Source organism: Aeromonas sp. FDAARGOS 1404 (assembly GCF_019047085.1).
Lineage (GTDB): Bacteria > Pseudomonadota > Gammaproteobacteria > Enterobacterales > Aeromonadaceae > Aeromonas > Aeromonas veronii.
Genome location: NZ_CP077237.1, coordinates 3,139,120 through 3,157,109, shown reverse-complemented (window position 1 = coordinate 3,157,109; position 17,990 = coordinate 3,139,120). Strand labels below are relative to the sequence as shown.

The window sequence follows — 17,990 nt, the reverse complement described above, 5'->3', positions numbered from 1 at the left end:
GTTGGCTTGCCAGCGCGGCTTTCGCAACGAAATAACGGACGAGAGAAGATTTATGACTCACTACCTGGTCGTAACGGCCATCGGCACGGACAGGCCTGGCATCGTCAATGAAGTGACCCGCCACGTCAGTGGCTGTGGTTGCAACATTGTGGACAGCCGCCTTGGCATCTTCGGCAATGAATTTACCTTTATCATGCTGCTCTCGGGCGACTGGAACAGCATGATGCAACTCGAAATCAGCCTGCCCCTGCGCAGCCAGGAGTGGGATCTCATCACCATGATGAAACGCACCGAACGCCACCAGTCCCTGCAGTATGACGTCCGCGCCAGTGCCGACCTGTTGATCCGCGACGAGCCCGGCATCGTAAGCCAGTGCACCCAGTTCTTCAGCGAACATGGCTGGAACATTCAGGCGATGCAATCCATGACCCTGGAGCAGCAGCCGTTCAACCTGCTGAAGATCAGTTTTCAGCTCAATCTGGCCAGAGAGGGTGAAGTGGAAGGTTCGCAAACCGCCTTCGCCGAATTCTGTCGTCAACTGGGTGCCGAATCGTTCGAGTTTATCGTCAATCGCAAACACGCCTGAGGGCGTTTTACCCGAGGAGACCCCATGCAACCACTACAAGCTGGCAGCCCCGCCCCCGATTTCTCCCTGCCCGACCAGAATGGCAATCAGGTCAGCCTCGCTGGCCTGCGCGGCAAGAAGGTGCTGGTCTATTTCTACCCCAAGGCGATGACCCCCGGCTGCACCACCCAGGCCTGCAGCCTGCGCGATGTGAACGCCGAGTTGGCCGCCCTCAATGTGGTGGTGCTTGGCATCAGCCCTGATCCGGCCAAACGGCTGAAAAAGTTCGAAGAGCGGGACCAGCTCAACTTCACCCTGCTGGCTGATGAAGACCACGCCGTCGCCGATGCCTTTGGCGTCTGGGGCCCGAAGAAATTTATGGGCAAGGAGTATGACGGCATTCACCGCCAGAGCTTCCTGATCGACGAAGAGGGCAAGATTGCCCACCACTTCGACAAGTTCAAGACCAGCGATCACCATCAGGTGGTGCTGGATTTCCTCAAGGGGTAACCCTCCTCTGCATTATTAAAAGGCCTGCCACGCAGGCCTTTTTGTTCTGGCAAGCCATCTCTTGCCTGAAGATTTTTCTCACCAACCCCCCGCCCAGATCAAAAAATTCATTTTATATATGGGTTAACGTGACCCCAGAATCATCTTCCAGCGAGATATCCCATGAACATGAGCAACACAGAGCGTTTGATCCTGAGCAACCAGTACGAAATTCTGGCAAAACTCAATCCGGAGAAAGCGGAGTTCTACCAGCGTGCCAGCACCATCATCGAGCGCGGCTACTGCCTGCAGATCCTCGAGCTGGAGAAGAGCTTCGGCCATCTGGATCTGGCGACCTGCCAGGAGGTGATTGATACCCTCGAGCTGCACCACGCGCTGGCCATCTCATGGGGTAATCTGGATGCCGCCGATCAGGGCGAGATCAACGCCAGCCGGCTGGAGTTCAACGGCTACAGCCGCAGTCAGGAGCGGGAGCTGGCCGACTATGTCTGCTTCCTGCTGGAAGTGGACAAGCGCTTCCCCGAGCTCAAGTGCCCGTGCGACGAGCTCTCCAGCGACATCGCCATGCGCGACAAGTACCAGCGGATGCTGACTGTATGGCGTCAGTGCCCACGTCAGTACAAGCTCTCCATTCAGGAGATCCGCAAAGTGCTGGCAGCCTGATGGCATGCCATCAGACAACAAAAAAGGCGCCACTGGCGCCTTTTTTACGTTTGAATCGGGTTATTCGTAGAGAAACGATTTGTCCAGCTGCTGAAACGCAGCCTTGAGGGTATCGGCCAGCTCTTCATAGCGAGGCTGGGAGACCAGCTGACGGCGACCCCCCTGCTCGTTCATCTTGCCGTTGATCTCCCGATACCAGCTCGCCAGCGACGGGGGCAACCGGGTGTCGGCCCGCTGACCGAGCCAGTAGTAACCCTGCAGCGGCAAACTGAGCAGAAACAGTACGGAAGTGATGACGGAAGGCCAGTAGTGCAGCTCGCCAAACTGGAACTGCAGCATCACGCTCAGCACCGCCAGCGCCGGAATCACCTTGAGAGCGAATTCGGTCGCCTTGATCACCCGATTTTCAGGAAACATCGAATTGAGCTCGGGACGGCGCGGCCAAAGCGTCATATAATGGCGGCCTTGCTGTAACTTAGTTCCAAAAATGTTCATGCTCATACTACCTCCGAGCGCTTTTTGAACGTACTAACGGCAAAACCTCGACAAAATTTGATGCAAAGTAACAAAGGTTGAGGATGACTTTGTTATTTTTCAACAATCGGGTTATCCTTTGTACGCCCATTTTTGCGTCAAAAGCATCTTGCTATTGACCTGTCAGGGACGTCTGGATTTCGGGTCTTGTATCACTATACAAGGGGCAAGCAACAGATTGCCAACCCTCATAAGGATAAGTTGAAAGTTTTTGGACGTCCGGCGTCCAACGCATCCGCCTACACAACCCAATCTGCGATAGGATTTATTCATGAGTAAGCTGGTTCTTGTTCTTAACTGTGGCAGCTCTTCCCTGAAGTTTGCTGTCATTGACGCAACCACCGGTGATGACCTGCTGTCCGGCCTGGCCGAGTGCTTCAACCTCGACGACGCCCGCATCAAGTGGAAACTGAATGGCGAGAAAGGCAGTGCCGATCTGGGCGCTGGTGCCGCTCACCAGGAAGCGCTGGACTTCATCGTCAACAAGATCCTGCCGCTCAATCCGGAACTGTCCAAGAACCTGATCGCCATCGGTCACCGTGTTGTTCACGGTGGTGAGCGCTTCACCTCTTCCGTCGTTATCTGTGACGACGTGATCGCCGGCATCGAAGCCGCCGTTCCGTACGCACCGCTGCACAACCCGGCTCACCTGATCGGTATCCGTGAAGCCCGCCGCGTATTCCCGGCACTGGCTGACAAGAACGTAGCCGTATTCGATACCGCGTTCCACCAATCCATGCCGGAAGAAGCCTTCCTGTACGCTTTGCCGTACAAGCTCTACAAAGAGAACGGCATCCGTCGCTACGGCGCTCACGGCACCAGCCACTACTACATCAGCCTGGAAGCTGCCAAGCAGCTGAACAAGCCGGTTGAAGAGCTGAACATCATCAACTGCCACCTGGGCAACGGCGGTTCCGTCTGCGCCATCAAGAACGGCAAATCCGTTGATACCTCCATGGGTCTGACCCCGCTGGAAGGTCTGGTGATGGGTACTCGCTCCGGCGATCTGGACCCGGCCATCATCTTCTTCCTGCACGACAAGCTGGGCATGAGCGTTGCCGATATCAACACCATGCTGACCAAAGAGTCCGGCCTGCAGGGTCTGACCGAAGTAACCTCCGACTGCCGTTTTGTTGAAGACAACTACGACAGCAAAGAAGAAGCCAAGCGTGCTATGGACGTTTACTGCTATCGCCTGGCCAAGTACATCGGCGCCTACGCTGCCGCCATGGACGGTCGTCTGGACGCCGTTGTTTTCACCGGTGGTATCGGTGAAAACTCCGCCCCGATCCGTGAAATCACCCTGAACAAGCTGGGTCTGCTGGGCTTTGACGTCGATCACGACGCCAACCTGAAGGCTCGTTTCGGCAAGGGTGGCGAGATCACCAAGGCTGGTTCTACCAAGGCCCTGGTAATCCCGACCAACGAAGAGTGGGTTATCGCCCACGACGCGCTGGAACTGGTCGGCGCTTAATTGACGCAGTAACTCGAGGCCGCCCACCAGGGCGGCCTTTTCCTGATCCCAAAAAATGAACAAGGGGTATAAAGTGGCACGCACTATTATGCTTATCCCAGTCGGCACTGGTGTCGGCGTAACTTCCGTAAGCCTTGGCGTTGTTCGCGCCATGGAGCGTCACGGTGTCAATGTCAGCTTCTTCAAACCGGTTGCCCAGCCGCGTCCGGGTGAAACCGGTGCCGAGCGCTCAACCGCCGTTATCCGCGCAGCTGCCAACATCAATCCGCCCGAGCCCTTCACCCTCTCCTACGCCGAGAACATGATCAGCTCCAGCAACACCGATATCCTGCTGGAAGAGATCGTTGCCCGCTTCGAAGAGCACGTGAAATCCAGCGGTGCCGAAGTGCTGGTTGTCGAAGGTATGGTGCCGACCGACAAGCAGCCCTTTGCCAACAAGCTGAACTACGACGTTGCCAAGGCGCTGGATGCCGACATGGTATTCGTGACCCACCCTGGCCATGACTCCAGCCAGAAGCTGAAAGAGCGCATCGAACTGGCCTGCTCCAACTTCGGTGGTGTCAACAACCCCCGTATCGTTGGCTGCGTGATCAACAAGGTGGGCGCGCCGGTTGACGAGCATGGCGTAACCCGCCCTGACCTGACCGAGATGTTCGAAGCCCATCACCACGCTTCCGACGCCGCCCACAACCTGGAAGTGCTGCAAGTGTTTGGCAAGAGCCCGCTGCGCATCCTGGGTTGCATCCCCTGGAACACCCAGCTGATCGCCCCGCGCGCCAAGGATCTCGCCAAGCATCTGGCCGCCAAGATCCTGCACAAGGGTGAGCTGGACAGCCGTCGCCTGCAGACCGTGACCTTCTGTGCCCGTTCCATCCACAACATGGTCGAGCACTTCCGTCCGGGCAGCCTGCTGGTGACCTCCGGCGACCGCTCTGACGTCATTGTCTCCGCCTGCCTCTCCGCCATGAACGGCGTCAAGCTGGGCGCCCTGCTGCTGACTGGTAACTATCATCCGGAGCCGCAGGTCATGGCGCTGTGCCAACAGGCTATGGCCACCGGCCTGCCGATCATGATGACCGGTACCAACACCTGGCAGACCGCCGTCAGTCTGCAGAACTTCAACGTCGATATTCCGGAAGATGACCGCGAGCGTATCGAGCTGGTGCAGGACTATGTGGCTGGCCACATCGACAAGCACTGGATCGAGTCGCTGACCGTCAGCTCTACCCGTTCCCGTCGCCTGAGCCCGCCGGCATTCCGTTATCAGCTGACCGAGCTGGCCCGTCAGGCCAACAAGCGTGTCGTGCTGCCGGAAGGCGACGAGCCGCGCACCATCAAGGCTGCCGCCATCTGTGCCGAGCGTGGCATCGCCCGTCCGGTGCTGCTGGGTAACCCGGAAGAGATCCGTCGCGTTGCCGAGCAGCAGGGTGTGGTACTGACCGATCGCGTCGAAATCATCGATCCGGCCGTTGTACGCGAGCGTTATGTGCCGCGTCTGGTCGAGCTGCGCAAGAACAAGGGCATGACCGAAGTGGTTGCTCGCGAGCAGCTGGAAGACAACGTGGTACTGGGTACCATGATGCTGGAGCGCAACGAAGTTGACGGCCTGGTATCCGGCGCGGTGCACACCACGGCCAACACCATCCGTCCGCCGATGCAGATCATCAAGACCGCTCCGGGCTCTTCCCTGATCTCCTCCATCTTCTTCATGCTGCTGCCTGACCAGGTTCTGGTCTACGGTGACTGCGCGATCAACCCGGATCCGACTGCCGAGCAGCTGGCCGAAATCGCCATCCAGTCCGCCGACTCTGCTGCCGCGTTCGGCATCGAGCCGCGCGTAGCCATGATCTCCTACTCCACCGGTACCTCTGGCGCCGGTGCCGATGTAGAGAAAGTGCGTGAAGCGACCGAGCTGGCCAAGGCCAAGCGCCCCGACCTCATCATCGACGGCCCCCTGCAGTACGACGCGGCCATCATGGAGAACGTGGCCAAGTCCAAGGCACCGAACTCACCGGTTGCCGGTAAAGCCACCGTGTTCGTGTTCCCTGACCTGAATACCGGTAACACCACTTACAAAGCGGTGCAGCGTTCCGCTGACCTGGTCTCCATCGGCCCGATGCTGCAAGGCATGCGCAAGCCGGTCAATGACCTCTCCCGTGGCGCCCTGGTTGACGACATCGTCTACACCATCGCCCTGACCGGTATCCAGGCAGCACAGGCTGACGAACAAGCCTAATCAGTGCCTGTCTGAAAAAACCGATCACAAAGGCTGCTCACCCCAGGTGAGCAGCCTTTTTTATTGATTCTCTCTTTGAAGACTAGTGAAACATGCCATCAGCACCTTGTTGCGCAGAATAATGCCATCCGGCACCTCCACAACGGTTTGAGCAGAGCATCTCGGGGAAGTCTGCTCGTCAAATCAAAGATGCATCTGAAATACATTCCAGATCATAGGGTTGGCTATATGGCGGCATTCATGGCTAAGCGCTTATAGCAAATCCGCCACCATCGGCATGAGAATTTGACCTGTTAGAAATAGCAGTGAAAAAGACCCGTTCGATACGCTATTCATCAATGTGCCACTCGGCAATATCCACATCATGGAGGAATGGAAATGCTGATGAAGAAGCTCTCTGCAGTCATGCTGCTGGCCTGCTTGCCCCTGTTCAGCCAACCCGTGCTGGCCGCAGATAAGACAGCACCCAAGCAAACAACCACAGCCGAGGTCGCCAAGGAGACCGGCAAGCTGAACATCAATACGGCCACCCTTGCCGAACTCACCAGCCTGAAAGGGATTGGCGACAAGAAGGCACAAGCCATCGTCGACTATCGGGAAAAACAGGGAAAGTTCACCTCGGTCGATCAGCTGGCAGATGTCAATGGCATTGGCCCGGCCACGCTGGAAGCCAACCGTGACATGATCATCGTCAAATAACGTCCGAGCTCTGCATATACGAATGGGGTAGCCTGTGGCTGCCCCATTTTTCTTGGAGTATCATGGCCGCACTTTAATCCCGCTGGATAGTTTTCCATGAAAAAGACTCCTCTGACAGTTCGCAAGGCCGTGCTCCCGGTAGCCGGTCTGGGTACCCGTATGCTGCCAGCCACCAAGGCCATCCCGAAAGAGATGTTGCCGGTGGTCGACAAACCGCTGATCCAGTACGTAGTGCGCGAAGCCATCGCCGCCGGTATCAAAGAGATCGTGCTGGTCACCCACTCCAGTAAAAACTCCATCGAAAACCACTTCGACAAGAGTTTCGAACTAGAAGCGACCCTCGAGAAGCGAGTCAAGCGTCAGCTGCTGGAAGAGGTACAACAGATCTGCCCGAAAGACGTCACCATCATGCACGTCCGTCAGGGTGAGGCCAAAGGGCTGGGCCACGCTGTGCTCTGCGCCCGCCCGCTGATCGGTGACAACCCGTTTGCCGTGCTGCTGCCGGACGTACTGATTGATGAAGTGGCCAGCGACCCGAAAAAAGACAACCTGGCCGAGATGGTGCACATGTTCGAAGAGAACCAGATCAGCCAGATCATGGTGGAAGCGGTTCCCGAGAGCGAAGTGGACAAGTATGGCATCGCCGACATCAAGGGCGAGGCCCTGAGCGAGGGGATGTCCCTGCCGATGCAGGCCATTGTCGAGAAGCCGCCCCGTGACGAGGCCCCCTCCAATCTGGCGGTGGTGGGTCGTTACGTCCTCTCCTCCAATATCTGGCCGCTGCTGGAGAAGACCCCGGCCGGTGCCGGTGACGAGATCCAGCTGACTGACGCCATCGCCATGCTAATGGAGCAGGAGCAGGTCAACGCCTACTTCATGAAGGGCAAGAGCCACGATTGCGGCAGCAAGCTCGGTTACATGAAAGCCAATGTGGAATATGGTGTACGCCATCACGAGCTGAATGGTGAATTCATCGGCTGGCTGAAGCAGTTCGTCAAGCAGTTGTAATCGCTGATAAATCTGTTTTTTATAGACGTATTTAAGGGGCATCAAATGATGCTCCTTTTTCATTTTTGCAACAAAAAATCAATCAAGAGTAAATAAACTCTCAGCAAATCATAATGTTGTAATTTATTCACACATGCTCTATAAGGATTGAGGCGTGTTTCTCGCCCTTGCATAAAAAACTCAAAAAAATATAAGACACAGGTGGAAGTTCCAATGAATAACCCGTCAAAAGGGACCTTTTTAGGTCACCCTAAAGGGCTTTTTTTGCTCTTTAGTACCGAACTGTGGGAGAGATTCTCCTATTACGGCATGCGTGCCGTACTGGTTCTCTATCTGACCGACTTGACTGCCAACGGCGGTCTGGGCTGGAGTCAGGCAGATGCCCTCAAACTCTACGGTATCTATACCGGTCTGGTTTATATCACTCCGCTGATCGGCGGCTGGCTGGCTGACACCTTCCTGGGTCAACGTCGCGCCATCCTGATCGGTGCCGTGCTGATGGCCGCAGGTCAGTTCACTCTGGCACTGCCCCACGCCATGTTCCCGGATATGGTCAACACCATGTTCTATGCGGGCCTCGCGCTGCTGATCGTGGGTAACGGCCTGTTCAAACCGAACATCTCCACCATGGTGGGTGACCTCTATGAAGAGGGCGATCACCGCCGTGATGGTGCTTTCACCATCTTCTACATGGGTATCAACCTGGGTTCCCTGCTGGCAGGTGTGATCTGTGGTGCTGCCGCTACGGCCTACGGCTGGCAAGCAGCCTTCGTCGGCGCCGGTATCGGTATGCTGCTCTCTCTGGTGATCCAGGCCACCATGGCCCAGCGTTTCCTGGGTGACATCGGTCGCGTCACTGCCGCCCAGCGCGCAGCCGCCCTGCGTACTACCGAGCAGAAAGCACCGCTAACCAAGCAGGAAGTGGATCGCATCAAGGTTATTCTGGTACTGGGTCTGTTCACCATCATCTTCTGGGCCGGTTTCGAGCAGGCCGGTGGTCTGATGAACCTCTACACCCAGGAGTATACCGACCGCATGATCGGCAGCTTCGAAGTACCGACCGCCTGGTTCCAGTCCCTGAACCCCTTCTTCATTATCACCCTGGCACCGATCGTTGCGGCCATCTGGATCAAGCTCGGCAAGAAAGAGCCGAACTCTCCGGTGAAATTCGCCATGGGTCTGCTGTTCCTGGCTATCGGCTTCCTGTTCATGGTCGGTGCCGTGCTGCAGCAGGGTGGTGACAACACCGTCAAGACCTCCATGTTCTGGCTGGTAGGTGCTTACCTGTTCCACACCCTGGGCGAGCTCTGCCTCTCCCCGATCGGCCTCTCCATGGTGACCAAACTGGCTCCGTTGCGTCTGGCCTCCCTGATGATGGGTGCCTGGTTTGGCTTCGTTGCCCTAGCCAACTACGCTGCGGGCTTTATCGGCTCCTTCGTGGGTGAAGCCGGTCCGATCGCCATCTTCGGTGGCATCGCCCTGGCTGCGGTACTGAGCGCCCTGATCCTGCTGACCATGGCCAACCGCCTGGTTTACTGGATGCACGGTGCCGAAGGCCCGGCCAAAGAGCCGCAAGCTCAAGAGAAGAAACTGCAATCCGCCACCGTCTAAACGGTCAGGATTGTAAACAACAAACAGGGCGCCCATCGGCGCCCTGTTTGTTTTAGCCTGTTTATCAGGCGGCATCAGTGATGACGAACCTGCACATCCAGCGAGCCGCCGCTGTCGCTGCGAAACTGCAGGGCGAACGGTTCATGCCAGCTGCGTTTGTGCAGGGCGTAGTGGCTACTGAGCATCAGGCCAAGGGGCAAGCCGCCGGAGCGCATCAGCCAGTGGGGAGAGGTGAGCCCTGCGTTGGCAAACACCAACCCATCATGCTGATCAAACAGCAGCGCCGCCATGGCAAAAGAGTGGCGAAGCCCGGACGCCATCAACTGATGGTTGAGGTATTCTAGCAACCGGTGCGGCTGGCTCAGCAACCGGCTCTCGTTCTGCTGAAACTGGCGGTAGGGAACGTTCATCAAGGAGCGCACCAGCGCACCACAAAATGCCGCATCCGTCCCCATGATCGGCAGCTCCATCACCAGCACCAGCAGCTTGTCTTCCACCTTGAAGGTATCGGGAATAAACAACTGACCCAGCCCCTTGAACGTGACCTGCCAGGGGCCCCACTCCTGCAAGCCCGGCGGCTTGAGCCCCGCCAGCAGGCGGCTGGCCGCCTTGTCGTGGGCACTGAAATAGTCGATGTGATCCATCAGCTCCAGTTGCTGCGCCCGGTTGGCGCTGCCATTGAGACACTGTTCGATGCTGCGCTCTACCAGCGCGTAATCCTCGAGGGGTTTGAGCAGATAATCCCGCGCACCGGCACGCAAGGCGCTGGCAACCGCCTCCATGGTGCTCTGGGCCGAAATAACGATAACCGGAATATGGGGATAGCGCGCAGAGAGGCAGGCGATCACCTCGTGGCCATCCATATTGGGCATATTGAGATCGCAGAGCACCACATCAGGATGGTAGAGGGCCGCCGCCGACAGCCCCTCAATACCATCTTCGGCCTGAAACACCGTTGCACCGTCCCGTGCGAGGTAACTCACTAACGAGTGGCGAAAAACAGCTTCGTCCTCCACCATCAGGATCCGTAGCCCGGCTCTTAACATCTTGATAAAGCTCTTATTAGTCAATTGGTTATTTAGGTATTAAGACTAGTTCAAAAGTCCGGCATCCGCGGAAACGATGTGTCAAAAATAGACCTTGGTCAGATTCTGAAATACAGATAGCTCTATTAACAACCACATAGCAGTGCCGTATCTCCTCGCTATGTCGCAACCCCATCCGAATTGTGCAAGTGGGCGCCATAAGGGATAATGCCCCCCACTCCAGCTCGTGAAGAAGACCATGACCCCAGCCGAATACAGCGCACTTGCCCACCCCAGATTGTCCCATCCGGCTCGCAGTCTCTACACCCTGCAGCTGCGCCGACTGGTGCTGGAAAATCAGGCGGCCCGGCTCAACTATCCCGAGCTGGGTCGGGCGCTGGCAGTGGTCGACCCGGGCGATCCCTGCGGCTTTTCGTTTCAGGTCAATGCCCGCCAGCTCACCGAGCTGTTCGATGAACTGATGGAGGCGGGCCTGCTGCAGGTCGAAGCTCAGCCCGAGAGTGAGCACTACCATCAGTGCCCGTTCCAGTTGCCGCTGCTGACCCAGAAATTGCGCAGCCCGCTGCCGGAGCGCCCCTTCCAGATGCACCTGCAGTGGCGACCGGACGAAGAGCTGCCCGCCCTCGCCCGTCTGTGCGGAGTGATCGATGCCAGCTACAGCGAAGAGGATCTGGGGGAGTTTATCGCCTACTGGCTGGGGCGCCCCGAGGTGTTCGACTCCCAGCATCAATGGATGCTCAAGTTTATTCGCGCCCTCAAGACCCGCCGCTATACCCGTCGCAAACCGATGGAGGTGCAGGGCTACCAGCAGGTGACGCCGGCCCCGCCAGAGTCGGGCCCGAGCAAACGGGCCCAACAGATGATTGAAGAGGCCAAGCGACTGGCCCAACAGCAGACGCAAGAACCCGCAGCGCAGCAGGAGCCGGATAATGATTGATAGCGGCCCCCGCCTGCAGGCAGAATCAACCCCTTGTCTACCCATCCCTGATCGAGCAGAAGGAGCATTCCATGACTGACCCGCAAGATCCCCTGCGCCAGGAGCTGGAAGAGATCGAAGCCAAGCGCCAGAAGATCGCCAAGGCCAAGCAGGATCACCGTATTCACGACCCGGAATTGAGCCGCCATGTGGGTGGCCTGCTGGAGCGCATTCGTCGCCTGCAACAAGAGACCGGCGGCGGTCAGTATGACTACGAGACCCTGCGCAAGGAGTATGATGCCAAGGCCAACGCCGAGGTGCGCGAGCTGCAGAAGGCAGCCCGTCAGGAGCGGATCCAGAAGCTGATCGCCCAGGCCGACCTCAACCCTGACTGGGTATTTGACAAGATGGATGCCGGTGACCCGGCGCTGCAATACCCTATCGAAACAGCCCGTTACTTTATCAGCGGCTTCGAGCACTGGGAGAAGAGCGGTGGCGGCTGCATGCTGATCTACGGCGACTACGGCACCGGCAAGTCGACCCTGGCGGGGGCGGTGGCGCATGAGCTGATCGCCCGTCACCAGAAATCGGTGATCTTCCAGCAGTGGGCCTCCATCGTCGATCGGCTGTTCTTCAACGTGATCCCCGATCAGGACGAGCGCAACCAGTACCGCCGCGCGCTGGAAGAGGTGGATCTGCTGATCATCGATGAGGTATCGGCCAACCGCGCCAAGATGGCGGAGAGTCAGTCCAGCTTCCTCGGCCACCTGCTGCGCCGCCGTCGCAACCTGTCAAAGAGCGTCATCATCATCACCAACCACACGCCCCAGAGCCTGCATCAGGCGATCGGTGATTTCAGCTATGAAGCGATCAAGGCATTCAATCCGGTGGATATCCACCTGAGTGGCCCCAGCCGTCGCCCCAGCATCGGCAACTACAACGGCTGATCCCTCCCAAAGAGTGCGAGTCGCTGGCGGCTCGCACTCTCTCCTCCCTGCCAGCTCACAAATAGAAACAACTCTCATTTACAGTAGGCGAACAAGCCACTAGGCTAGCCCCTTTTGCCAAGGGAGCTCATCTATGCCAACCACACTGATTTTCGGAGCCAGCCGCGGGCTGGGCCGCGCCTTTACTCATCACGCCCTGAGCCAGGGTCACCGGGTCGTTGCGCTGGTACGCAACCCCGAGATGGCCACGGAACTGGGGGAGCTGGGAGTCGAGGTGATCGAAGGGGATGCGCTGGAGCTGGCTGCGGTGCAGCAGGCATGTGTTCTGGCGGGGCAAGATGCACAAGTCGTCTCTACCCTCGGCAGCTTCCGTCAGGCCGCGCCGGTGGACTATCAGGGCAACCGTCATGTGATCGATGCCATGGAGCAGGCAGGCCTGAAACGACTGCTGCTGGTCACCTCCCTCGGCTGTGGCGACAGCTGGCAATATTTGCCGCAGCGGGCCCGAGCCGCCTTCGGTCACGAGGTACGCCTCAAGAGTCTGGCGGAAAGCTGGCTGCAGACCAGCGCCCTCGCGTGGACCATTCTGCGCCCGGCGGGCCTGCAGGATGGCGACGCCACTGGCCGCGCCGAGCTGAGTCAGGGCAAGGAGGTTCATGGACTGGTACGCCGTGCCGATGTGGCCACCCAAGGACTACGCCTGCTGGCGGATGAGACAGCAGTGGGGCAGATCTACGCCATCGGGGATCCCACGATCCAGCGCGGCTAAAGCAGCAGTAAAACCGCTCATACCCACCACATAGCAAAACGGTCAGCCCAAGGGCTGACCGTTTTCGCTTTACCGCACACGCCATCTTGCTCGCGCTTGCACCATCCCGCTTAACCGGCGGTCGTTTCACCCTGCACGACTGACGGGCGAGCAACCGGCAGCGACCGCTGCCGCCAACGCAGCAACAGGCAGGCCAGCACACCGTAGAGCAGCGCCAGACCCCACTGCTGCCACCAGTAGCGGGAGACCTGCGCAAAGTCGGCCCCCATCTGGTTGAGGCGCAGAAAACCCTCGATGGCGGGGATAGTGGGCACCCACTGAGCCAGCCAGTTGAGGGGCGCCGGGATCAGCTCCAGCGGCCAGATAAAGCCCGCCAGAAAGACCAGCGGCAGAGAGGAGATCAACACCACCTGAGTCGGCAGATCCCGCCGGGTAAAGATGGCGCCCAGCACAATACCGAACCAGCAGGTCGCCAGCAGGAACGGCAGGGCGAACAGCCACAGCTCCAGCGGATCGGCATGACGGGCGATGTTGTAGTGATCGAAGCAGAAGCCGAGGAAGTAGCTCACCGGCAGCAGGAACAACCCCGCCAGCACCAGGGTTCTGGCCAACAGCAACGGCAACACCGGCGCGCTTTGCCAGTAACCGTGCTCGCCGCGGCAGCTGCGCTGGTTCTGGGTCGCCCCCAGGATCCCCGCCCCCATCAGCAGCACCTGATGGAGGATCAGCACGAATACCGCCGGCACCACGTAATTCACATAGCCCATGGTGGGGTTGAACACCGGCACCACGTTGAGGGCCACCGCATTCCAGCCCATGGCCGCTTGTGGTAGCGCCTCGCCGTGGCTCAACAGCCGCGCCACCTTCACCTGCGCAGCGAGGGTACCCCCAGCCTGTGCCAGTCCTTCGGCAATGGTGCCGTAGACCAGAAAGTAGGAGGCATCACCGGCATAGCTCAGGGTGACGCTCTTGCCCTGCATCAGATCCCGATAGAAGTGGTTGGGGATATGCAGGATGCCGCTCGCCTCCCCGGCCATCATCAGCTGGCGCGCCTCGGCCAGCGAATTGGCCCGCGCCACCAGCTTCACCTGCGGCGTGGCATCGGCCATAAACTCCAGCTGACGGGACAGCTGACTGCCATCGTCGTTGACCACCACCACCGCCTCTTCCCGCGGCAGCTGATGCAGATAGGGCTGGGGATAGAGAAACGAGTAGAAGATCACCCCGCCAAACAGGGTCAGCATGATGGCGCGATCCGCCAGCAGGGTGCGCAGCTCTAGGCGCAACAGATCGACAAATCCCAGCATCACTCAGGCTCCTTTTCGGCGCTCGCCACTGCGGCTGATTGACGGGCCAGCTCGGCCTGCTGCTTGTAACGACGTACCACCAGCAGCAAGGGAAGCAGAAACAGCAGCAGCGCCCCCAGTTGCGGCAACGCCGATGCGAGAGGCAGACCGTAGTTGCTCTGACCAATCTGCAGCTCCACATAGTGAGAGACCGGCAACAGGCTGCGCCAGAAGCGGGCGAAATCCCCCATGGCGCTCACCGGAAAGGTGACCCCCATAAAGGCAAAACCGGGCGCCGTGTAAGCCCCCGCCAGCGACAGGGCGCGGGCCGGATCCCGAATGATGCCGTAAAAGAAGGCCCCCATGGTGACGCAGGCGGCCGAGGCGAGCCCCAGACCCACCACCAGCACTAGCCAGCTGCCGTGCATGGGGTAGGAGAAGCCCTTGAACAGCAGCAGAGTCCAGACTATCCCCCAACCCCAGCCAATCAGCACGTGGGGCAGCAGGGTGCGCCAGAGGCCAAACCAGACCCCGCGAGTGGTCCAGTCCAGCCCCAGCCGATCGGTACGGGCCAGTGCATTGAGGCCAAACAGCACCACCAGGATCTGCCACACCGCGGGCAGAATGGCGCTCAGCAGAAATTGGGCATAGCTGGAGTTGAGGTTATAGAGCGCAGTCACCTGACTGCTGATAGGCACCGACTGCCCGAGCGCGCCAGGCAGCGCCTTGCCATCGGCCATCGCCTCCAGCACGCCGACCTGACCGTTAAGGGTGCCTACCACCTGCGCCAGCGCCGAGTTGACCAGCTTGGCGATCAGGATGAACTGGCCGTTGTTGAACACCGTTACCTGCGGCTGGGTGCCCTGACGGGCATCCCGCTCCAGATGGTTGGGGATCACCACCAGCGCATAGATGTCGCCACCGCGCAAGGCGCGCGCCCCGGCCTCGATGGAGTCAAACTGTTGCGCCACCTTGAGCCCGGCCGAGCCATCCAGCGAGAAGGCGAGCTGGCGCGAGAGCATGCTGTGGTCGAGATCCACCAGCCCCACCTTGAGGTCGCGGGCCAGCCCTGCCGAGAAGATCCAGCAGAGGATCCCCATCAGCAGCAGCGGCACCCAGCTCATCAGGGCACGACTGAACGGATCCTGCCACAGCAGCCGAAATTCACGTCCCATCAGAGTTCAACCAGCACACTCATGCCAACCCGCAGCCCCTCAACCGGTTGCAGCGGGCGAGCCTCCACCTGGAAGCTCTTCATATCGAAACCCTGACTGGTATCGGTGGCACGCCAGGTGGCGAAATCACCCATCACGGCCACATGGGTCACCTTGAAGCGCACCATCTGGTCGCCAAGACCCGGGATGCGGGCATCAAACTCGGTACCGACCGGGAAGCGGGGCAGCAGATCCTCGCGCACGTGGAACTGGGCCCAGGCATCGCTCATGTCGAGCAGGGTCACCACCGGGAAGCCTTGCGGCGCCAGCTCGCCGCTGCGCAGCAGTACCTGACTCACTTCACCATTGTGGGGGCTGGTGATGCGGGTATCGGCCAGATAGGCCTCAACCTCGGCCACGGAACCCGCCGCCATCTTGGCCTTCTCGCGGGCGGCGATCTTGGTCTCTTCCCGCGCCCCTTCCAGCGCCATCTGATATTGCTGCCACGCCATCCCTTCGCTGTAGCGTGCAGCTTGCCAGGCAGTCCAGGCCTCGTCTCGCTTTTGCAGCGGCATTACGCCATCTCGGTGCAGACTGGCGACCCGCTCATAGGTCTTGCCACGCAGCTGGGCGGCAGCCTTGGCTTTTTGCCACTGATCCTTGGCGGCAGCGATCTGTTGGGCACGGGCCCCTTTCTCCGCCTCTTGCGCCATGGCGCCCGCAGCCGCCTCACCCGCCTTGGCCTGGCTCAACTTGGCTTCAATCTCGGGGCTCGCCAGGGTAAAAACCAGTTGATCCTTGGTCAGCTGCTCGCCCTTTTTCACCAGCACCTCGTCGATGCGACCCGGCACCTTGGAGGAGACCGAGTACTGCTGCGCTTCAATCTGCCCTTGCAGATGCACCGGCTCCGGCTGATAAGCGAGCCAGAAGCGCCAGCCGAGCCAGACCACCAGGATCACCAGCGCCAGCGGCAACAACAGAGGTTTACCCTGGCTCATCTTCTTTTTGATGGGGGGATGGCTCATCACTTCACCTCGACAAACGGGCGACCCTTGACGGTCGGAAAAGACATGAAAAAAGGAACAGACAGGACCGGGATCATGAGTTCACCTCGATCACCTGACCGTGCTGATATTGATTGAAACTGTTCATCTGGCCGGAGAGCGCCAGCAGGCGGGCCAGCGACACCACATATTGATAGGCCGCCGCTGCGCGCTGGGTCTTGACCCCCGCCAGCTGGTTTTGGGCATCCACCACATCAAGGGAGGTAGAGAGTCCCTGACCGAAGGCCTTGTCCCGCAGCAGCACATTCTCCTCTGCCAACGCCTGGGTGGAAGAGAGGGATTGATACTCCTCCAGCCCCTGCGCCGCTTCGCGCCAGGTCTTCTCTACCAGCAACTCCAGATCCTCGCGGGTCTTGGCCTGCAGCAGATTGACTTGCAGCTCGGCGCTCTTGGCGGCCTGTACCGTCTCGGAGCGGCCATCGCGGCTCACCAGCGGCATGCTGACCCCCACCCCCACCAGCCAGTCCGGCGTGGTCTTGGAGGCGAGCGAATCATCTTCATAGAGGTTGTAGTTACCGAACAGAAACACCTCAGGGGCATATTTGCCCTGCTCGACCCGGATCATCCCCTTGGCCTGCTCCTTCTTGGCACTGAGCAGCTTGAGACCGGGGTGCACCTCCAGGGTCTGGCTCACCAACCCCTCAAGGCGCGGCAGCTCCTTGTTGACGAACAGGCCGCTGCCCGGCTGGGCATTTGGCAACTTCAGCATGCGGCCGAGGGCCAGCTCGGCGATCTCGAGGCTGCGGCGTGCCTTCTGGGTATCGATGCGGGCCCGATCATAGGCCGACTGAGCGGAGAGGCGCTCCACCCTGGCTATCTGCCCCTGCGCTTCGAGCTTCTTGGCATGATCCAGATGGTGGGCGAGCCCCTCTTCGATCTCCTCTTTGGTCTGCACCACCTGAGCAGCCAGCACCACGCCGAAATAGGTCTGGGAGAGGCTCTCGAAGGTGGATTGCTGCTTGAGCACCAGCAGCTGCTGCGCCTCGCTCACCTGCGCCTGGCGGATATCCTGCGCCGCATCGATGCGACCACCGGCAAACAGCGGCCAAAGCATCTTGACCGAGCTGGTCACCACATTCTGTTTGGTCAGGGGGGTGACAAATGCGTTGGCCCCGACCCCGAACAGGCTGCCGAGCGCCAAGATCAGATCTTTCTGCTTGGCCAGCGGATTGAGATCGAGGGCATCAAGTTCAATCGGCTGATCAAGATGGGTATAGCTGGCCCCCAGATCCACCTTGGGCAGATACATGTCCTTGGCCGCCTCGCGCAGCTGCTTGGCCCGATCGACCCCGGCCTGCTCGGCAGCCAGCCCTTCATCCTGCTGGATGACCCGGGTCCAGGCTTCGCCGAAACTGATGGTTTGCGCCTGCGCCGACCCCAGCACGGCCCCCATCAGACACGGCCAGAGTGATTTAATGAACCTTGACGTCATAGATCCCCAATCCGCTTTTGTTGCATAAATGTTTGGAGCATTTGCTCGACTTAAGCCCGCTATCATAACGCAAAGA

The 17,990-nt window shown here is 59.3% G+C and carries 17 protein-coding genes; 11 read left to right on the top strand and 6 right to left on the bottom strand.

Features of this window, described 5'->3' with window-relative positions; genetic code table 11:
- Nucleotides 1-52: 52 nt before the first annotated feature.
- From I6L34_RS14730 to I6L34_RS14720, 3 genes are all read left to right on the top strand, one after another.
- The gene (locus I6L34_RS14730) at nt 53-586 is read left to right on the top strand and encodes a glycine cleavage system protein R (RefSeq protein ID WP_005349229.1); all 534 of its coding nucleotides are present in this window, start codon (nt 53-55) and stop codon (nt 584-586) included.
- A 24-nt stretch (nt 587-610) separates the two neighbouring features.
- Nucleotides 611-1,075 (top strand): thioredoxin-dependent thiol peroxidase, encoded by a 465-nt coding sequence (gene bcp / locus I6L34_RS14725; RefSeq protein WP_005358255.1) that lies wholly within the window; start codon nt 611-613, stop codon nt 1,073-1,075.
- A gap of 162 nt (nt 1,076-1,237) precedes the next feature.
- Nucleotides 1,238-1,738, top strand: a complete 501-nt coding sequence (locus I6L34_RS14720) for a YfbU family protein (RefSeq protein WP_058059490.1) — start codon at nt 1,238-1,240, stop codon at nt 1,736-1,738.
- A gap of 60 nt (nt 1,739-1,798) precedes the next feature.
- Here the strand turns inward: I6L34_RS14720 and yfbV are convergent, their stop codons facing one another.
- Entirely contained in the window at nt 1,799-2,239 is a 441-nt protein-coding gene (gene yfbV, locus I6L34_RS14715; RefSeq protein WP_005339116.1) for a terminus macrodomain insulation protein YfbV, read from the bottom strand.
- Between the two features lie 304 nt (nt 2,240-2,543).
- On the opposite strand from yfbV, the gene I6L34_RS14710 reads away from it, so the two are divergent.
- From I6L34_RS14710 to I6L34_RS14690, 5 genes are all read left to right on the top strand, one after another.
- On the top strand, nt 2,544-3,746 hold the full coding sequence (locus I6L34_RS14710; protein ID WP_005339118.1) for an acetate kinase: 1,203 nt from the start codon (nt 2,544-2,546) through the stop codon (nt 3,744-3,746).
- 55 nt (nt 3,747-3,801) lie between these two features.
- Nucleotides 3,802-5,982, top strand: coding sequence for a phosphate acetyltransferase (gene pta / locus I6L34_RS14705; RefSeq protein ID WP_005339119.1), 2,181 nt, complete (start codon nt 3,802-3,804; stop codon nt 5,980-5,982).
- A gap of 378 nt (nt 5,983-6,360) precedes the next feature.
- The gene (locus tag I6L34_RS14700; protein WP_058057222.1) at nt 6,361-6,681 is read left to right on the top strand and encodes a ComEA family DNA-binding protein; all 321 of its coding nucleotides are present in this window, start codon (nt 6,361-6,363) and stop codon (nt 6,679-6,681) included.
- A 96-nt stretch (nt 6,682-6,777) separates the two neighbouring features.
- Nucleotides 6,778-7,689, top strand: coding sequence for a UTP--glucose-1-phosphate uridylyltransferase GalU (gene galU / locus I6L34_RS14695; protein ID WP_005339121.1), 912 nt, complete (start codon nt 6,778-6,780; stop codon nt 7,687-7,689).
- Nucleotides 7,690-7,902: 213 nt separating this feature from the next.
- Complete coding sequence (locus I6L34_RS14690; protein ID WP_058057221.1) at nt 7,903-9,300, top strand: peptide MFS transporter; 1,398 nt, start codon at nt 7,903-7,905, stop codon at nt 9,298-9,300.
- 74 nt (nt 9,301-9,374) lie between these two features.
- Here the strand turns inward: I6L34_RS14690 and I6L34_RS14685 are convergent, their stop codons facing one another.
- A complete protein-coding gene (locus tag I6L34_RS14685; RefSeq protein ID WP_058057220.1) occupies nt 9,375-10,346 on the bottom strand; it encodes a response regulator in 972 nt (323 codons plus the stop codon).
- A gap of 238 nt (nt 10,347-10,584) precedes the next feature.
- Here I6L34_RS14685 and I6L34_RS14680 point away from each other — a divergent pair, with 238 nt between their 5' ends.
- From I6L34_RS14680 to I6L34_RS14670, 3 genes are all read left to right on the top strand, one after another.
- Entirely contained in the window at nt 10,585-11,283 is a 699-nt protein-coding gene (locus I6L34_RS14680) for a DnaT-like ssDNA-binding domain-containing protein (RefSeq protein ID WP_021231965.1), read from the top strand.
- 71 nt (nt 11,284-11,354) lie between these two features.
- Nucleotides 11,355-12,209 carry a DnaA/Hda family protein gene (locus I6L34_RS14675; RefSeq protein ID WP_005349200.1) on the top strand — a complete coding sequence of 285 codons (855 nt, stop codon included), beginning with the start codon at nt 11,355-11,357 and terminating at the stop codon, nt 12,207-12,209.
- 133 nt (nt 12,210-12,342) lie between these two features.
- A complete protein-coding gene (locus I6L34_RS14670; protein WP_216954893.1) occupies nt 12,343-12,978 on the top strand; it encodes an NAD(P)-dependent oxidoreductase in 636 nt (211 codons plus the stop codon).
- Between the two features lie 110 nt (nt 12,979-13,088).
- Here the strand turns inward: I6L34_RS14670 and I6L34_RS14665 are convergent, their stop codons facing one another.
- From I6L34_RS14665 to I6L34_RS14650, 4 genes are all read right to left on the bottom strand, one after another.
- On the bottom strand, nt 13,089-14,285 hold the full coding sequence (locus tag I6L34_RS14665) for an ABC transporter permease (protein ID WP_058057218.1): 1,197 nt from the start codon (nt 14,283-14,285) through the stop codon (nt 13,089-13,091).
- A complete protein-coding gene (locus I6L34_RS14660; RefSeq protein ID WP_075115366.1) occupies nt 14,285-15,439 on the bottom strand; it encodes an ABC transporter permease in 1,155 nt (384 codons plus the stop codon). The genes I6L34_RS14665 and I6L34_RS14660 overlap by 1 nt, the downstream gene beginning before the upstream one ends.
- Nucleotides 15,439-16,443, bottom strand: coding sequence for an HlyD family secretion protein (locus I6L34_RS14655; RefSeq protein ID WP_081042885.1), 1,005 nt, complete (start codon nt 16,441-16,443; stop codon nt 15,439-15,441). Before I6L34_RS14655 ends, I6L34_RS14660 begins: the two co-directional genes overlap by 1 nt.
- A gap of 73 nt (nt 16,444-16,516) precedes the next feature.
- Nucleotides 16,517-17,914: a TolC family protein gene (locus I6L34_RS14650; protein WP_075115365.1), complete on the bottom strand. Its 1,398-nt coding sequence runs from the start codon at nt 17,912-17,914 to the stop codon at nt 16,517-16,519.
- Between the last annotated feature and the right edge of the window lie 76 nt (nt 17,915-17,990).

Excerpts from the sequence above, each read along its gene's own strand:
- I6L34_RS14710 (WP_005339118.1), top strand. The coding sequence starts at position 2,544 with ATGAGTAAGCTGGTTCTTGTTCTTAACTGTGGCAGCTCTTCCCTGAAG.
- pta (WP_005339119.1), top strand. The coding sequence starts at position 3,802 with ATGAACAAGGGGTATAAAGTGGCACGCACTATTATGCTTATCCCAGTC.
- I6L34_RS14720 (WP_058059490.1), top strand. The coding sequence starts at position 1,238 with ATGAACATGAGCAACACAGAGCGTTTGATCCTGAGCAACCAGTACGAA.
- I6L34_RS14670 (WP_216954893.1), top strand. The coding sequence starts at position 12,343 with ATGCCAACCACACTGATTTTCGGAGCCAGCCGCGGGCTGGGCCGCGCC.
- I6L34_RS14680 (WP_021231965.1), top strand. The coding sequence starts at position 10,585 with ATGACCCCAGCCGAATACAGCGCACTTGCCCACCCCAGATTGTCCCAT.
- I6L34_RS14655 (WP_081042885.1), bottom strand. The coding sequence starts at position 16,443 with ATGAGCCATCCCCCCATCAAAAAGAAGATGAGCCAGGGTAAACCTCTG.
- I6L34_RS14690 (WP_058057221.1), top strand. The coding sequence starts at position 7,903 with ATGAATAACCCGTCAAAAGGGACCTTTTTAGGTCACCCTAAAGGGCTT.
- bcp (WP_005358255.1), top strand. The coding sequence starts at position 611 with ATGCAACCACTACAAGCTGGCAGCCCCGCCCCCGATTTCTCCCTGCCC.
- I6L34_RS14685 (WP_058057220.1), bottom strand. The coding sequence starts at position 10,346 with ATGTTAAGAGCCGGGCTACGGATCCTGATGGTGGAGGACGAAGCTGTT.
- I6L34_RS14660 (WP_075115366.1), bottom strand. The coding sequence starts at position 15,439 with ATGGGACGTGAATTTCGGCTGCTGTGGCAGGATCCGTTCAGTCGTGCC.
- I6L34_RS14675 (WP_005349200.1), top strand. The coding sequence starts at position 11,355 with ATGACTGACCCGCAAGATCCCCTGCGCCAGGAGCTGGAAGAGATCGAA.
- I6L34_RS14665 (WP_058057218.1), bottom strand. The coding sequence starts at position 14,285 with ATGCTGGGATTTGTCGATCTGTTGCGCCTAGAGCTGCGCACCCTGCTG.
- I6L34_RS14700 (WP_058057222.1), top strand. The coding sequence starts at position 6,361 with ATGCTGATGAAGAAGCTCTCTGCAGTCATGCTGCTGGCCTGCTTGCCC.
- I6L34_RS14730 (WP_005349229.1), top strand. The coding sequence starts at position 53 with ATGACTCACTACCTGGTCGTAACGGCCATCGGCACGGACAGGCCTGGC.
- yfbV (WP_005339116.1), bottom strand. The coding sequence starts at position 2,239 with ATGAGCATGAACATTTTTGGAACTAAGTTACAGCAAGGCCGCCATTAT.
- I6L34_RS14650 (WP_075115365.1), bottom strand. The coding sequence starts at position 17,914 with ATGACGTCAAGGTTCATTAAATCACTCTGGCCGTGTCTGATGGGGGCC.
- galU (WP_005339121.1), top strand. The coding sequence starts at position 6,778 with ATGAAAAAGACTCCTCTGACAGTTCGCAAGGCCGTGCTCCCGGTAGCC.